A 16,103-nucleotide genomic window follows, 5' to 3' on the forward strand; every position below is an offset into this window, starting at 1 on the left:
TAGAATCAGCAATTAATGCACTGGAAGTTCACGGTCTTGACCGATGCCCGGATCATGGGCTCAATGGCTTCAAACGGTATGTTGCCCTGGCAGTACTGGCACGAAATATCCAGCAGCTTGGAGTAAGGGTTCGAGAGAAACAGCTGGCGTTGATTAAAAGACAGGAGAAGGTCAAGAGAGCTGCATAACTGTTGTATTTTTGCAAGATTACTTCATGGCAGCGGGAGAGATCCATTTAAAATTTGCTGATTACGGTTAATTTAAACCCCAGCAAACATTGCGGAGACCATCAGAGTGTTGGAACAATATCATGTGGGAATAATTCCCGAAATTAAATGAGCTGAAAAGGGGGTTTTCGTTCTGTCACTATTTATATCTTGCTCCAAACGTGTATGTTTAACTTACCCGTTATAGGATCGAGGTTCGTGCTATTATTCACAGGATCTACTATGAAGAGTTTGCGTGTTTTGTTGAATTGGGGTACATATCTTCTCTTCGCCTTGTCGGTAGAAGTGTTTGGTGCTGGTAACGCAAGTCCAGGAGTTGCCGCACACTGTCGTGTTGTTCTAACGTTTTATGAGCGCGCCTTTTGGCTGTTTGACGAGTTGTCTGGTTATAAAAAACAGGGAACAAAAGCATAAATTGGTGTTGTACGTAAACCTGTATAGAAGGTCAGGTTCTGGACCTGCTGGTTTCCTTTGGGAATCTTGCACGATACCTTGTCTGGCTAAAAGAGAGCCGTTTACCCGGTGGGAGTTGCCAAGGCAATGGATAGCGCTTAATGTAAGGCTACTTTGTGTATAACGCTCGTTGCAACCTTTAAGGAAACATCTGGTGGGGACTGCCGACTTTGTTGGTTGCTGCCATGGGCTCTCCTGGCAAGATTTGCAAAAGGATGAGCGATCGAAGGCGTACAGGAAGTTTTCCGTGTTGGTCTGATCCATTTCGTGGCAGTCTGTTTCTTTCTGCAGGGGCCAGCGTTCTTTACTCCCCCAAGCCATCATGCACAAAAAACGATTTCTTTGATCACTTACAAAGTGTTGATTGTTCAAACTGGCAGTGGATGATCCTGTAGAGTATAGCTGACAAGGCTTATGAAAATATATAGAAACTTAGATGAGATTACTGCTCCCTTTGCCAATGCGCAGGTGACCATAGGTAACTTTGATGGCGTTCATCTCGGCCATAAGGTGCTCTTTGAGAAGGTTGTTGAGCAGGCGCATCAGGAACAGGGAACAAGCGTTGCTGTAACTTTTGATCCGCATCCCCTGAAAGTACTCAGTCCCAACGGAATCCGATTAATTTCCACCACTGCACAGAAGGTGGAGCAAATCAAACGGGCTGGTATTGAGGCGCTAGTTATTATTCCTTTTACCAGAGAGGTGGCCTCGACTCCTGCCGAAGTTTTTGTAGATACAATACTAAGACAAAAAATAGGGTTGAAGGGGCTAGTTATTGGCTACGATTACGCCCTGGGCAAGGGACGACAGGGTGATATAGCATTTCTGCGGAAACTTGGAGAAGAGAAGGGGTTTAGTGTGGAGGTTATTGAACCGCATTATGTTGATAACGATCTGGTATCGAGTACACGGATTCGCGAACTGGTAACAGCCGGGCGTATGCGTGACGTGTATAAGTTGCTGGGACGTTTTTATCAGATCCGGGGTATTGTGCAACCTGGCCAGAGAAGGGGCCGCAAATTAGGTTTTCCTACAGCTAATCTTTGTCTTTCTGAAGAGGATCTCTGCCCTAAAAGCGGTGTCTATGTGACCCAGGTGCTTTATGACGGCAAGCAGTACGGAGGTGTTGCCAATATTGGCTACAACCCAACTTTCGGGGTGAATGAATTGGTTGCAGAGACCCATATTTTTGACTTTAATGCTGATGTTTACGGTAAGCCTCTGAAAATTAATCTTCTGCGATATCTGCGTACAGAAATGGCTTTTGAAAGTGCAGAGGCCTTGGTGCATCAAATCAGTAAAGATGTGGCTGTCGCCCATAAAGTGTTGGCACAGGCACGGGAGAAAAAACTGATAGCATATCAGGTATGACGTACCTTTTTTGCCCGCTTCCGTGGAGAGGCGAGCTGCTTCCGGTTGGTCGATAGCCCCCCTGGTGTTGGTTTTGGAGAAATGCAAACCAAAAAGGGAGGACAGGTTGCGCATGGAAGAAATGTACCTATAGTAAAATGATTTACTTTAACTTCGGATTTCTGATATTTTTTTCCGGTTGCCGGTTGAACGATGCAGATCATGGATATTGTGTCGTTAGTAGAGGTATTTGTTCTAGGGATTCAAAAAAGCACCTTGGGCGCGCAAATGGGGCTGCATCTAATCTGTACTTGCAGGTAAGTCGAAGCAGGCAATCATAGGTAGTTGCGGTAAAATGTATCGCATGCCCAGGCTCTGCCCTTGCCTGACCTTGGGTAAAAATCCTCATATATGGCAGACACGTGTTAGAAATTCGGGCTAACCCTTTTTTCCATGGCTTTTGGGGAGACGAGTCGCTTCTGGCTGCAGAACGCGAAGTACTCGTTAGCTGCACGTACGTGGTATCCACGTGGTTTCAGAAAAGTCATCAGGGACGAGCTCATAAACCTTAAGATTATAACTCCATCAAAGTAGGAATATTATGGCTGAAGTAGAGAAAACCGCTGATCTTGCAACTGTAATCAGTGACCTTGAAAAAGTAGTCGAAGAGAAGCCTGAAAATGTGGTAGCCAGACATCACCTGGGCCTGGTGTATAGACAGGCGGGCCGAATTGATGAGGCAATCACTCAACTGCAGAAGGCTATTGAGTTGGATAACCAATCCATGGAAAGCATGATCAACCTGGGTGCGATATATTTCGATATTGGTGAGACTGACAAAGCGCTTGCATTGAATCAGCAGGCATTGTCCATTTCTCCTAAAATGGCAGAAGCGCATGTAAATATCGGACTGATCTACCAGCAACAGAGTCGTGTGGCTGAATCCATCGAGAGCTATCTCAAAGCAATCGAGATAGACCCTAAACTGCTTACAGCATGGATCAACCTGACCTCAGCGTATACCATGAGCGAAGAAGATGCAAAAGCTGTTGAGGCTGCAAGGCAGGCTGTCACCCTTGAGCCCGAGTCAGCCATGGCCATGAACAACCTTGCCGTGGCCCTGTATTTTCAGGGAAGCTATGAGGAATCCCATGAGAGCATGGAAAAAGCAAAAGCGCTTGGTTATTCTGTCGATTCCCGATTTGTCGCAGCCCTTCAAGAGAAGCTGGGGTAAGGCAGATGGGGAGCCGAGCTGAAGCCAATGTCATACCGTGGTGCCCTTTCTGCGGGGACGATATAGAGCCTCCCACTGAGGCCCATGAGAGAAAAATGACAGAATTTCCCATGGGGAAATGTACTTGTGGGGCTATTTACGTTTGTGATGCCACAGGGCATAATGTTGGTTCTGCAATGGTTGAATGTCTGGTCAACGCCTGCAATGACGAATCTGATCTGGCTTGGGAACTTGTACCTGAAGAAGACTATCTGACAGGTCGCCTTGAGGATTACGATGATGTCACCCATCAGATTATTCCCAAACGGAATCTTGACGGGCGTGCAGTGCGTGGCGTGTTGTTTTTTGTGCGTCTGCATAAGGACATGGCAGAAATTGTTACCCGTTTCGAGCAGAACAAACAGCAGGAAGCCACCCTTGCGGAGCAAAAGGCGGGAGGTGCTTCACTTCCCGAAATCGAACCGGCACGAGATCCAAAAAGAAAGAAGAAACGAGCCAGTAAGACATTGGTCCATGAACTTGCAGTACAGGGTGATATCCAGAGCCTGGTGGATTATTGTTTTGACGACAAACGCACCTTGCGTTTTATGCAGCGGCTGTTGTATGAACCGGATCTCAATCTCCGTAATAAAATAATCTGGAATATGGGATCTGTGTGTGCAAGGGTAGCAACCAGGGAGCCCGGTCAGGTCGCGGATCTGCTCCATCGTCTCTTTGAAGCCTGTTCCGATTCTGCTTCAACCTCTTGGGGCATGGTGGAGGCAATAGGTGCCATAATAGCATGTCGACCTGATGTGTATGGTGCTTTTACCCGTCATTTGTATAATTTTCTACATGACCCGGCCACCCTTGCCGGTGTTATCTGGGGATTGGGAGAAATAGCAAGGAGCAGGCCTGATTTGGTTCGCAAGACACCTTTTTACTCCCTGCTTGGTTTGCTAAATCACGATGACGCGGAAGTTCGCGGGCAAATGGTACGTTTGCTGGGAAGAATACAGGCAAAGGAGGCAGCCTTCCAGATACTGCCTCTGCAGCAGGATACTACAACAATATGCATCTTTGAACAGGGAGAGCCGGTTGAATATACACTGGCTGACCTTGCTACGATAGCATTGGAGAATATTCATAAGGGAGAAGTGTAATGGCCAGTGATCAAATTCAACCGTTGGGTGCAATCAAACCGGTCTGTGATCAGAGTTCCGAAGATGCTGTAAACGAAAGTCAGGCAAGAAAGGATTATCGTGAAGGAAGAACCTATCTGTCCAACGGTGATTATGGGCAGGCAGCCATCAGTTTGCATAATGCTCTGAAAGGGTTTGAAGAGGCAGGTGATATTCAGGGTGTTGCCAACGCTGTAGATCGTCTGGGAGACACCTGTATGGCTAAAGAAGAATATGCCATGGCCATTGAGCATTTCAAACGTGCAGCAGAGATTTGTGAGCAGGAGGATGATTCTTTTTCCGTTCTGTCATTGAATAAAAAGCTGGCTGCCGCCTATCGTAAACAGGGAGAGCCGGATAAGTCTTTTGAGTTGCTTTTTGATATGCTCGAGCATTATCGTCTGACCAACAATCCCAAAGGCGCAGTGGAAGCACTGATCGTTATTGGTGAGCTGTATGTGGAGACAGGGCAAAATTCCAAGGCGGCAGATACCTATAGAACTGTTTCCAGTATCCATGCCAATTACAAACATGAACGTATGGCCAAGGAGTTTGCCCAAAAAGCAGATGAACTGGAACAGGCTTAAACTGCGGCTGTAACAAGAGTGTTTTTGATCAATATCAATGTCTGTGGAAAAGTGATGCAGGCATTGGGCCAGGATTCAAAGATTAGCGTTTTGAGCACAGCCTTGAAATTGCCTGTAAACGCAATTGTGCATGGTGCTTATAAGATGATGGCGCTGTAAAGAGGGCGGGTCGTTATGTTCACCGGGATAATCGAAGGTATTGGCACTATTCTACAGAAAGGTACTGCCGGAGGTGGCGTCGTGCTGACCATTGAGGCGGATTTTGAACTCACGGATCCTGAAGAAGGAGAATCCATTGCCGTCAATGGCACCTGCCTGACAGCACGAAATATTCAAGGCAATCGTTTTCAGGCTGATGTCTCTCCTGAAAGTCTTTCCCGTACAGGCTTGGGGAAATTGGTCGTGGGCTCCAGGGTAAACCTGGAGAGAGCCCTTCGGCTCAGCGATCGACTCGGGGGGCATATCGTAAGCGGTCATGTAGATTGTCTTGGTTCCGTGCTGGAACGAAAACCAGCAGGTGACTTTACCTTGTTTACCTTTTCTCTGGATCCAGACTTGGCCAGATATATTATTGAAAAAGGTTCAATTACCATCAATGGAGTCAGCCTTACGGTAAACAGTTGCGACGACCAATATTTTTCAGTATCCATCATTCCCCATACGCTGTCTGTAACGACTCTAGGTGAGTTGAAACCAGGGGATAGGGTGAATCTTGAAGTGGATATCATTGGCAAGTATGTGGAAAAACTGCTGCTTGGAAAGGATCAGAGGGCAAAAAGTTCAATCAGTACTGCGTTTTTGGCGGAACATGGTTTTCTCTGATATATACGCGTCGGCGTGTGGACATATACGCTGACGTGAGGATAACACGAGGGGACGCGGGCCTCTCATAGTAAGCGTCAGTTCTGAAACGGTGTTTTGATTGCGAGTTGTATGCAGGGTGTTTTTGAACCTGTGTATATGACTAAACCTGTATATTAGGTATCTAGCGGTGGAATACGTCTCAAACCCCTGCTGTTAAATCAAAGTACGTATTTCTGAACAGATACAAGTGAGGAAGTAGAATGGCTGTCAGTTCAATTGAAGAAGTTATAGCGGATATTAGAGCCGGCAAGATGGTCATCCTTGTCGACGATGAGGATAGGGAAAATGAGGGTGATCTTTGCATGGCTGGTGAGTGTGTTACGCCTGAAGCGATCAACTTCATGGCTACCCATGGAAGAGGGCTTATCTGCCTTGCACTCAGTCCTGAAATAACAGAGCAGTTGGGATTACCCATGATGGTACCCAACAACCAGTCTCCCTACGGTACAGGATTCACCATTTCCATAGAGGCCAGAACAGGAGTCAGTACGGGTATTTCTGCTGCTGATAGAGCCAGGACCATAGAAGCTGCAGTTGATCCTGATGCAACACCGCGGGATATCATCAGCCCAGGCCACATTTTCCCTCTTCGCGCGCGTGAGGGTGGTGTTCTTGTACGCACAGGGCAGACAGAAGGGTCCGTTGATCTGGCACGTATTGCAGGGATGAGAGCTGCTGGGATCATTTGTGAAATCATGAATGAAGACGGAACAATGGCGCGCATGCCTGATCTTGAAATTTTTGCCAAAGAGCATGATTTGAAAATTGCTACCATTGCTGATCTTGTAGCCTACAGGTTCCGTGAAGAGCAATTGGTGAAGCGTGCTGCAGAGGCAAGATTGCCCACGGAACACGCCGGGCAATTCAGAATTATTGCCTATACCAATCATGTGGATAAATTTGAACATGTGGCGTTGGTTAAAGGTGAATTCTCTCCAGATGAAACTGTCATGGTACGCGTGCATTCAGAATGTCTGACCGGTGACGTTTTTGCTTCAGCCCGTTGTGACTGTGGATCGCAGCTGCATGCAGCCATGCGTATGGTGGAACAGGAAGGAAAAGGTGTCATTCTCTATATGCGACAGGAGGGGAGGGGCATCGGTCTGGTTAATAAGTTAAAAGCCTATGAGTTGCAGGATGATGGGTTGGATACAGTTGAAGCCAATATTCATCTCGGGTTCAAAGCGGATTTGAGGGACTATGGGATTGGAGCACAGATACTGAGGGATCTGGGTGTACGAAAAATGCGGTTACTGACTAACAATCCTAAAAAGATTATTGGCCTGGAAGGCTATGGTCTGGAGGTTGTTGACCGGCTTCCCATTGAGATACTCAGCGATGAGGAAAATGAAAAATATCTCCGCACCAAACGTGATAAAATGGGACACCTGTTGCAAATGATAGACGATCAACCCATTGGTAAGGTGCATAATGAGCCTTGATAGCGTGTAGTTTCTCTGCTAAGTGCTTTTTTCCTGTTAGATGCGTTCCGATACATGGAAAGCAAAGGCATTTTCTGCCTGGGCCGTGTATGAACTGTGCTGAAAGATTAATGTATGATGTGTACCGTTTTTCTGTGAACATCTGCTCGTAACCCCCCCCTTGACCTATTGGAGCAGAATGTTGAAATGTACATGGCAATTCAAAAAACAGTGCCTGGAGCATACCCAAACCGGGTATGCTTACATGGCCTGAAACCTGACCAGCCAAAGAAAAAGGATAGATAGTGATGGCAAATTATATTGAAGGAAATTTACAGGGAACCGGTTGCAAAATCGGTATTGTAGTAGCCCGTTTTAACTCATTCATCTGTGAAAAATTACTGGAAGGAGCTTTAGATTCTCTGGTTCGCTCAGGTGTTGAGACCGGTGACGTGGATGTTGCTCGCGTGCCAGGGGCGTTTGAGATTCCGCTTGTAGCGCAGAAAATGGCCAGATCAGGAAAATACGATGCCGTTATCTGTCTCGGAGTGGTTATCCGTGGGGCGACCCCTCATTTTGATTATGTGGCAGGTGAGGTGGCAAAAGGCACTGCACAGGTTATGCTTGATACGGGTATCCCTATCCTTTTTGGTGTGCTGACCACAGAGAGTATTGAGCAGGCAATTGAAAGAGCAGGCAGCAAGGCGGGAAATAAAGGATCTGATGTTGCTGTCGCAGCATTGGAAATGATCAACTTGATGGAAAACGTCGGTTGATGTCGCGCACAGACATTCTCTGTGTTTTTATCTCAATTCATCAATAGGTACGGTATAACATGGGATTGCGACGAAAATCCAGAGAGTTTGCCTTGCAGTTTCTGTTTAGTCATGATTTTCAGGGGCGTGGCTACGTCCCTGGAGAAATTGATTCTCTTGTAGAGGAGTTCTGTCAGCTTTATGAGGTCAGTCCAAAAGCTGTGAACTATGGAAAAGATCTTCTTCAGGGGATCATGGAAAATCAGCAGGCCATTGATCAGTATATCTCAAGTCATTCCCATAACTGGCGTATGGAAAGAATGTCCCTGGTTGACCGAAATCTTCTGCGAATTGCTATTTTTGAGATGGCTTTTCGGGAAGATGTTCCTTCACAGGTCGCCATTAACGAGGCTCTGGAAATCGCCAAGCGCTATTCCATAGACGATTCCGTGTCTTTTATCAATGGAATACTTGATGCTGTACAGGCGGCATTGACTCGAGCAAACAAGGGTGAGGCCTGAGCTGTCTGTCGGAGAGCTGGCTTTTGTTCAACTCGTATACTCGCTTACGGTGGCATGAGCTCCAGCGCCGGATATTGCATGGACCCTGTAAATTAAAACTTTCCACATATGGGACCTGTATAGCACCTGGGGTTCTACTGTGTGATAAACAAAAGGCAATGTTATTTAATCCAGGGCCACGAGTTCACGTCCCATACCAGGAGACTGTCAAAGAATGTGATTTGCACCTTATATCTTTGATAAATCTAAAAGATAACTTTGAAGGTAAGCATAAGCTCCGATATCATGTATAGCGCCGTGTCTTTTTCAAGGAGGCCTTGAGCCGCAATATTTTCTGTTCTCAGGCTACCTTGGTGGAGCGATGCGGACCTTTATGCACTGGACAGTCCTCAACCTCTGCAAATCGCTGAATTTTACCGTAGACATATCGTTGATATCGCTGTCTACGCTTGCCTTCGAAGATTACATTTTGAGCATAACGCAAAAATTGGGTAAAAAGACCATTTATGGAGAGACACTAGGAGTCTGTCGGAGAAAGCTCTTTTTCCCCATATTTGTGTTCTTTTTAGATAATCAATACAGGCAATATCAACTATATAGCTGCGCCTGATTTCCTGAAAATGCCTTAATCTGAGAATAAAATGCCATTCTCCGACAGACTCCTAGTTACGAGTTAATTTATGGTTCAACAAACCCAAGGATATTCCTCGAAATTTTTACAGGAAACAGTTGGGCTGCTGTTTCTTTTTGTGGCTGTTTTTCTTTTTCTCAGCCTGATCAGTTATCTTCTTCCTCTGCTACAGTATGGCAATGGTCCGCAGGAACCCTCGGCAAATTGGTGTGGTGCTTTTGGTTTTTTTGTTGCTCATTACCTCTTTTCCATATTTGGGCTTGCAGCGTTTATTCCTGCTCTGGTGCTATGCTACACAGCGGTCAACTTTTTCTTTTCATGGATATCTCTTAGCCGTCTGCCCTGGGTTATCCCAGGTATCAGTGGAATTTTGATAGCTTCTGCAGGATTGTTAGGGATTACACGTCCGGCAAGTATTCCTGTGGAGTACATTTCCGCTGGCGGGTATCTGGGAACTCTTATCTGGCACCTTCTCAGCCGGTCTTTCGGAAATGTCGGTTCTGTAATGCTCCTGGCACTTGTATTGATTTTTTCGTTGATGGCTACGGTGAGGTTCTCCCTGTTGGCAACCCTGCACTGGGTTTGTTCAACGCTGCTTAAAGGACTGATTCTACTGGGAAGAACTTGTAAAAGCATGTTTGTTTTCAACTTGCCGCAGCGTGTTGAGAAGGCTCCGGAGATGAAAAGCGCTCCTCCTGTCAAAAATAGAAAGAAAAAGGAAGACACACAACAACAGATCCCGGTTGCGCCTTCTCCAAAACTTGAAGAACCGATTGTCCGTGAGCCGGTTCGCGTTGAGCCCGAAGAAGATGAGGATTTTGCTGTTAAGCCTCCAAAAATTGGAAGATATCGATTGCCGACCATTACCTTGCTTGATCAGAATAGCCAGGATGATTTTAAGGTAAGCCGGGATCATTACCTCGAAACCAGCAAGATCCTTACAGACAAATTACTCGATTTTGGTGTACAGGGAGTGGTATCGGGCATTTCACCTGGACCAGTTGTTACAACATATGAATACGCCCCTGCTCCTGGAGTTAAAATAAATAAAATAGTCTCTCTGGCCGATGATCTGGCCATGGTGATAAAGGTGGACAGGGTTCGGATAGTGGGATCCATACCAGGAAAAGCTGCCATTGGTATTGAAATCCCTAATCCCCAGAGAAAAACTGTATTTATACGCGATATTTTTCTCTCCAAAGAGTACAGGGAGTCGAAATCCATGTTAAGTCTTGCCCTGGGATTTGACGTGATCGGCAGACCTGTTGTCGCCAACCTTGCGAAAATGCCGCATTTGTTGATAGCTGGCGCAACCGGCGCTGGTAAATCAGTGGCTATCAATGCCTTTATTGCATCTATCCTGTTTAAAGCCACTCCCGAAGATGTACGTTTGCTGATGATTGATCCCAAGCGTATCGAGTTGTCAGTGTATGACGATATACCCCATCTCCTTCATCCCGTCGTTGTTGAAGCCAAAATGGCCTCGAGGGCTCTCCTCTGGGCGGTCAGGGAGATGGAGCGACGATATAAATTGCTTGAAGAAAAACGGGTAAAATCTTTTACTTCCTATAACAAGGTATCGGATGAGAAACTTCCTTACATCGTCATAATTGTCGATGAACTTGCAGATCTGATGATGGTGGCCTCCAAAGACGTGGAAACCTCAATTGCAAGACTGGCACAGATGGCACGGGCTGCAGGAATGCATATAGTGCTTGCTACCCAAAGGCCTTCGGTTGATGTCCTAACAGGTTTGATCAAAGCGAATTTCCCCACCAGAATTTCTTTTAAGGTGTCTTCAAAAGTAGATTCGAGAACTGTTCTCGACAGCTCCGGTGCTGAACATCTTCTCGGTATGGGGGATATGTTGTTTCTCCCGCCAGGTGCTGCAAAACTACAGCGTATTCACGGCGCCTTAATAACAGAGCAGGAAACGGAGCGTCTCATTGATTTTCTTAAAGAGCAGGGGACTGCAGATTATGACGATTCGGTTTTGGAGAGTGTTGAGGAAGAACAGGAAAATGTCTCTGGAGGGGAGGAGGACTATGACGAAAAATACGATGAGGCTGTGGCCGTCGTAACTGAAACCGGTCAAGCCTCCATTTCCATGGTACAAAGACGCTTGCGTGTAGGGTATAACAGGGCGGCACGTATGATTGAAACCATGGAGCGTGAGGGGATCGTCGGGCCTGCTGATGGTTCCAGGCCAAGGGAGGTCCTGGTACGATCAGGGTATGAGAATTAGCCGGTGACGCTGGCCGGATATGCTCGATCTATCCATACCTTCGTTGTGCCAGAGGAGATTGACGGAATATCAGGTGGATTTCTGTGGAGGCATGAATCTTCATCTTGAACTAAAATCCTCGGTTATGAAGAGCCAATGGACTAGATTTTTCCGTGTAAATAATCATTCACTGGAAAAATACGAATCATTGGCTCCGTTACCTGCTGCCGTGATGGAATAAGCAAAAAGGTGAACGCTGCCAAGGATTTCCTTAGGATTTCTTGTCCTCCATGTCACTGTTGTTGCTTGAATACCATGTCCATTGTCCGGTTGTTCGGAAGTAGCCATAGTACTCTTGCCAAATCTCTCCTGTTTGGCGAAACTATCAAATAAATTTTCCGTTAATTCGGTAATCCTATAAGCATGTATCCATTTTTCTGATGCTTTTGTTAAATTTCGCTGTTCAGCCTTGATTTGACGATTTTTCTTGACAATGACAGGGCAACAAATTAAATCATGTCTTCACCATAATGAGTGACTGTTCATTTTTTTACTCCTGTTTCACCTACGTAGGTTAGAGAGTAAAATTCAACGGTTGCAGGTACGGTGGAAAACGGATGAGTGTTAGCATACGCGTTTGTTTTTCTTCGCAATAAGAAGCTAGAGGTAATTGGTCGCCTCATTCGGGGAGACCAAAAGGAAAATCCAAGTGAGGAGGTAGTTTAATGCCAAGTTACGTAGATCCTTCAAAATGTGATGGTTGCAAGGGCGGTGACAAAACTGCCTGCATGTACATCTGCCCTAACGATCTCATGGTACTCAATGTTGAGGAAATGAGAGCTTACAATCAGGAGCCAGATGCATGCTGGGAGTGTTACTCTTGTGTTAAGATTTGCCCTCAAGGTGCAATCTTTGTACGTGGTTATGATGACTTCGTACCGCTGGGAGGACAAGTTCATCCTATGCGCTCTTCTGATTCCATCATGTGGACCGTAAAATTCCGTAATGGCAATATCAAGCGCTTCAAGTTCCCGATCCGGACAACTGCTGAAGGTGCTGCCAATGAGTATCCTGGTGAGAAAGGTGCTAGCCTTGATGACGAGAAGCTGATCCTTGAAGGCGATCTGCCAACACCTACCAAACTCGCGTAATTGCTGTTTGGGAAATGGGATTAACTGATATCTAGAACAATATTAGGAGATAGAAATCATGGCATTACCTAATAAGCCTAAAGGCGAAATCGCCGCAGTGGTGGATCCTGAAGTAGTAGAGTACGATTGTGATGTACTTATTGTTGGTGGTGGTATGGCAGCCTGTGGTGCAGCCTTCGAAATCACCAAATGGGCTCCAGAGGGAATGAAAATTATCCTTTGTGATAAAGCTTCTCTGGAACGATCCGGTGCTGTAGCTCAGGGTCTTTCCGCTATCAATACCTACATTGGTGACAACGCCATTGAAGATTACGTAAAAATGGTACGTAATGACCTGATGGGCGTTGTTCGTGAAGATCTCATCTACGACCTCGGTCGTCACGTAGACGAGTCTGTAAAACTGTTCGAAGAGTGGGGACTCCCAGTCTGGAAGAAAAATGACGCTGGTGAGAACCTGGACGGTGCAAAACCTGCTCCAACCCTGCGTGAAGGTGGTACCCCAGTTCGTACAGGTAAATGGCAGATCATGATTAACGGTGAGTCTTATAAGTGCATCGTTGCAGAGCCTGCTAAGAAATCCCTGGGTGAGGACAACATCCACGAGCGTGTATTCATCGTTAAAATGCTGCTCGACAAAAATAAAGAGAACACCATTGCTGGTGCAGTTGGTTTCTCAACCCGCGAAAACAAAGTTTGTGTATACAAATGTAAAACCGCTCTGGTAGCATGTGGTGGTGCTGTTAACATTTTCCGCCCACGTTCTACTGGTGAGGGTAAAGGTCGTGCATGGTATCCAGTATGGAACGCAGGTTCCACATACACCATGTGTGCTCAGGTTGGTGCAACCCTGACCATGATGGAAAACCGTTTCACCCCATCTCGTTTTAAAGATGGTTACGGTCCTGTTGGTGCATGGTTCCTTCTGTTTAAAGCTAAAGTACAGAATGGTCTGGGCGAGTTCTATGCTAACGGCGAAGCAGCTAAGGAAGAATTGTCTAAATACATGCCTTACGGACAGTCTGCTGTTACACCTACCTGTCTGCGTAACCACCTGATGCTCAACGAGTTGAAGGAAGGTCGTGGTCCTATCTACATGGCTACCGAAGTTGCTCTGAACGCGTTCCTTGATGCACAGCGTGAAGCCGGCAAAGACGAGAAAGAAGTTAAAAAATTCTGGAAACATCTTGAGTCTGAGGCTTGGGAAGACTTCCTGGATATGTCCGTTGGTCAGGCTGGTCTGTGGGCCGGTGCGAACATCGAGCCTGAGAAAATTGGTTCTGAGATTATGCCAACCGAACCTTACATGCTCGGATCTCACTCCGGTTGTTGTGGTATCTGGACCTCTGGTCCTGACGAAGATTGGGTACCTTCTGTAGATGGTCCTCGTTCTCATCAGTACAAATGGGGCTACAACCGCATGACAACCGTTAACGGTCTGTTCACAGCTGGTGACGGTGTTGGTGCTTCCGGTCATAAGTTCTCTTCCGGATCTCATGCTGAAGGTCGTATCGTAGCTAAGCAGATGGTTAAATACTGTCGTGACAATGCAGATTTTACACCAGAACTGGCTCAGACCTCTCAGGAACTGGCTGATGAAATTTACGCTCCAGTTAAACTGTACCATGAGCATGTAGGTGCTTCTACAGCTGCTGACGTTAACCCTAACTACGTTAAGCCTGCTGGTCTGATGATGCGACTCATGAAAGCCACCGATGAGTATGGTGGTGGTGTTGCAACATACTACATGACTTCCGGTAAGCTCCTCAACATCTGTCTGGATCTCCTCGAGATGCTGCGTGAAGATGCTGCGAAGATGGCTGCTGGCGACCTGCATGAACTCCTTCGCGCTTGGGAGAACTACCACCGCATCTGGTGTGTTGAAACTCACATCCGTCACATTGAGTTCCGTAAAGAATCCCGTTACCCTGGATTCTACTACCGCTCTGATTTCCCAACCTGCGATGACGAGAACTGGAAAGCTTTCGTTAACTCTACTTTCGATCCTGCAACCAAGGAATGGAAGTGTGAGAAGGTTGAGTGCATCAACCTCATCGAGACAGAGCCTTGGATCTAATATCCAACCGCTCTTGAGCGTATGATATAAAAATCTCCAGACTCCCATGCGGGGTCTGGAGATTTTTTGTATGAGACTGGATTTTTGTTTGAGTTGATACAGAAGATAGGGTAATCCTTCTCTTCGGATCAATTGAAGCAGAAAAACACCTTTCATCAATTCAATACAGAAGTTATGGAGGTTTGGCATGAGTGACACTGCAGGAAATGGTGCAGTTCTTGTTGTAGGCGGCGGCATCAGCGGCCTTACGGCTGCCCTGGAAGCTGCGGAAGTCGGTAAGGATGTTTTCCTTATCGATAAGAACCCTTACTTTGGCGGCAGAGTTGCACAATTAAATCAGTATTTTCCAAAACTTTGTCCTCCTACCTGTGGCCTGGAGATTAACTTTAAACGCATCAAGGATAATCGCAGGATCAGGACATACAGTATGACAACTGTTAAATCAGTGTCCGGAGGGCCTGGTAATTTTCAGGTGGAGTTGGAAACAGCACCTCGCTACATTAATTCCAACTGCACCGCCTGTGGCGCATGTTCCGAGGCCTGCAGCAGCGAAATTGACGATCCTTTTAACTTCGGCATGCGTAAAATTAAGGCTGCGTACCTTCCCCATGAGATGGCTTTTCCTCGCCGTTACGTGCTGGATAAACAGGCCTGCTCTGATGAGAGCCTCAGTGCTGTAAAAGGTGCCTGTAAGTACGATGCGGTTGATCTTGACATGCAACCTGAAGTATTCACCTTGAATGTGAGTGCTATCGTCTGGTCCACAGGATGGAATCCATATGATCCTGAAAAGCTTGAAAACCTGAAGTTTTCTTCTTCTTCAGCAATTATCACCAATATGATGATGGAAAGACTGGCGGCCGATAATGGGCCAACAGCAGGGAAAATCCTTCGTCCCGGTGACGACAAAGAGCCTGAATCGTTTGCCTTTGTACAGTGCGCAGGATCCCGTGATGAAAATCATATGGAGCATTGTTCGTACATCTGCTGTATGGCTACTTTCAAGCAGATTTCATACATTCGTGCCCAGTACCCCGAAGCAAAAATTTATGTCTTCTACATCGATCTGAGAACTCCGGGTAAATACGAGAGTTTCCGTGCCAAGTTTATGGACGATGAGAATATTATTTTTATCAAGGGGAAAGTTGCAGACATCGTAGCTGAGAATGACGGTGGCGTAACTGTTGTGGCTGAAGACACTTTGACAGCGAAAAAGGTCAACCAGAAAGTAGATCTCTGTGTATTGGCAACCGGTATGCAGCCAGCCATCGGCGAGCAAGGAAAAGCCTATGGGTTGACCTTGGATGGTAACGGTTTTGTGGTATCTGAGCCTGAGAAGGGGATGATTTCAGCTGGCTGTGCAAAAGCTGCTGTTGATGTCTACTCCAGTGGCCAGTCCTCTACTGCAGCAGCCCTTAAAGCAATTCAGATTGGACGGTAGGAGGTAAGAC

General features: G+C 46.4%; 14 protein-coding genes and 1 pseudogene. 14 read left to right on the top strand and 1 reads right to left on the bottom strand.

Translation table 11 applies throughout. From position 1 onward, the window contains the following. The 11 genes and pseudogenes from G493_RS29020 to G493_RS0111900 form a co-directional block, all read left to right on the top strand. A pseudogene (locus G493_RS29020) lies at positions 1–188 on the top strand (ISNCY family transposase); the annotation flags it as partial. Positions 189–449: 261 nt separating this feature from the next. Then, positions 450–641, top strand: a complete 192-nt coding sequence (locus tag G493_RS0111850; protein WP_028580559.1) for a hypothetical protein — start codon at positions 450–452, stop codon at positions 639–641. 453 nt (positions 642–1,094) lie between these two features. Next, positions 1,095–2,051: a bifunctional riboflavin kinase/FAD synthetase gene (locus G493_RS0111855; RefSeq protein ID WP_028580560.1), complete on the top strand. Its 957-nt coding sequence runs from the start codon at positions 1,095–1,097 to the stop codon at positions 2,049–2,051. A 580-nt stretch (positions 2,052–2,631) separates the two neighbouring features. Then, positions 2,632–3,264, top strand: a complete 633-nt coding sequence (locus G493_RS0111860) for a tetratricopeptide repeat protein (protein WP_028580561.1) — start codon at positions 2,632–2,634, stop codon at positions 3,262–3,264. Between the two features lie 95 nt (positions 3,265–3,359). Next, positions 3,360–4,406, top strand: a complete 1,047-nt coding sequence (locus G493_RS0111865) for a DVU0298 family protein (protein WP_232363757.1) — start codon at positions 3,360–3,362, stop codon at positions 4,404–4,406. Next, on the top strand, positions 4,406–5,011 hold the full coding sequence (locus G493_RS0111870; RefSeq protein WP_028580563.1) for a tetratricopeptide repeat protein: 606 nt from the start codon (positions 4,406–4,408) through the stop codon (positions 5,009–5,011). The genes G493_RS0111865 and G493_RS0111870 overlap by 1 nt, the downstream gene beginning before the upstream one ends. 174 nt (positions 5,012–5,185) lie before the next feature. Further along, positions 5,186–5,833: a riboflavin synthase gene (locus G493_RS0111880; protein WP_028580564.1), complete on the top strand. Its 648-nt coding sequence runs from the start codon at positions 5,186–5,188 to the stop codon at positions 5,831–5,833. A 242-nt stretch (positions 5,834–6,075) separates the two neighbouring features. Then, entirely contained in the window at positions 6,076–7,317 is a 1,242-nt protein-coding gene (locus G493_RS0111885; RefSeq protein WP_028580565.1) for a bifunctional 3,4-dihydroxy-2-butanone-4-phosphate synthase/GTP cyclohydrolase II, read from the top strand. A 287-nt stretch (positions 7,318–7,604) separates the two neighbouring features. Next, positions 7,605–8,072 (top strand): 6,7-dimethyl-8-ribityllumazine synthase, encoded by a 468-nt coding sequence (gene ribH, locus G493_RS0111890; protein ID WP_028580566.1) that lies wholly within the window; start codon positions 7,605–7,607, stop codon positions 8,070–8,072. Between the two features lie 59 nt (positions 8,073–8,131). Beyond that, the gene (gene nusB, locus G493_RS0111895) at positions 8,132–8,572 is read left to right on the top strand and encodes a transcription antitermination factor NusB (RefSeq protein ID WP_028580567.1); all 441 of its coding nucleotides are present in this window, start codon (positions 8,132–8,134) and stop codon (positions 8,570–8,572) included. A gap of 680 nt (positions 8,573–9,252) precedes the next feature. After that, positions 9,253–11,448 carry a DNA translocase FtsK gene (locus G493_RS0111900; RefSeq protein WP_028580568.1) on the top strand — a complete coding sequence of 732 codons (2,196 nt, stop codon included), beginning with the start codon at positions 9,253–9,255 and terminating at the stop codon, positions 11,446–11,448. Positions 11,449–11,610: 162 nt separating this feature from the next. Here the strand turns inward: G493_RS0111900 and G493_RS33395 are convergent, their stop codons facing one another. Further along, a complete protein-coding gene (locus G493_RS33395) occupies positions 11,611–11,775 on the bottom strand; it encodes a hypothetical protein (protein ID WP_153306496.1) in 165 nt (54 codons plus the stop codon). Positions 11,776–12,152: 377 nt separating this feature from the next. Between G493_RS33395 and aprB the strand changes: the two genes are divergently transcribed. The 3 genes from aprB to G493_RS0111925 all read left to right on the top strand — a co-directional run bounded on the left by aprB (position 12,153) and on the right by G493_RS0111925 (position 16,093). After that, complete coding sequence (gene aprB / locus G493_RS0111915) at positions 12,153–12,578, top strand: adenylyl-sulfate reductase subunit beta (protein WP_028580569.1); 426 nt, start codon at positions 12,153–12,155, stop codon at positions 12,576–12,578. Between the two features lie 58 nt (positions 12,579–12,636). Beyond that, positions 12,637–14,652 (top strand): adenylyl-sulfate reductase subunit alpha, encoded by a 2,016-nt coding sequence (aprA, locus tag G493_RS0111920; RefSeq protein WP_028580570.1) that lies wholly within the window; start codon positions 12,637–12,639, stop codon positions 14,650–14,652. Between the two features lie 187 nt (positions 14,653–14,839). Continuing rightward, positions 14,840–16,093 carry an FAD-dependent oxidoreductase gene (locus G493_RS0111925; protein ID WP_028580571.1) on the top strand — a complete coding sequence of 418 codons (1,254 nt, stop codon included), beginning with the start codon at positions 14,840–14,842 and terminating at the stop codon, positions 16,091–16,093. Positions 16,094–16,103: the final 10 nt, after the last annotated feature.

It is taken from the genome of Desulfogranum japonicum DSM 18378, assembly GCF_000429945.1.
GTDB lineage: Bacteria > Desulfobacterota > Desulfobulbia > Desulfobulbales > Desulfobulbaceae > Desulfogranum > Desulfogranum japonicum.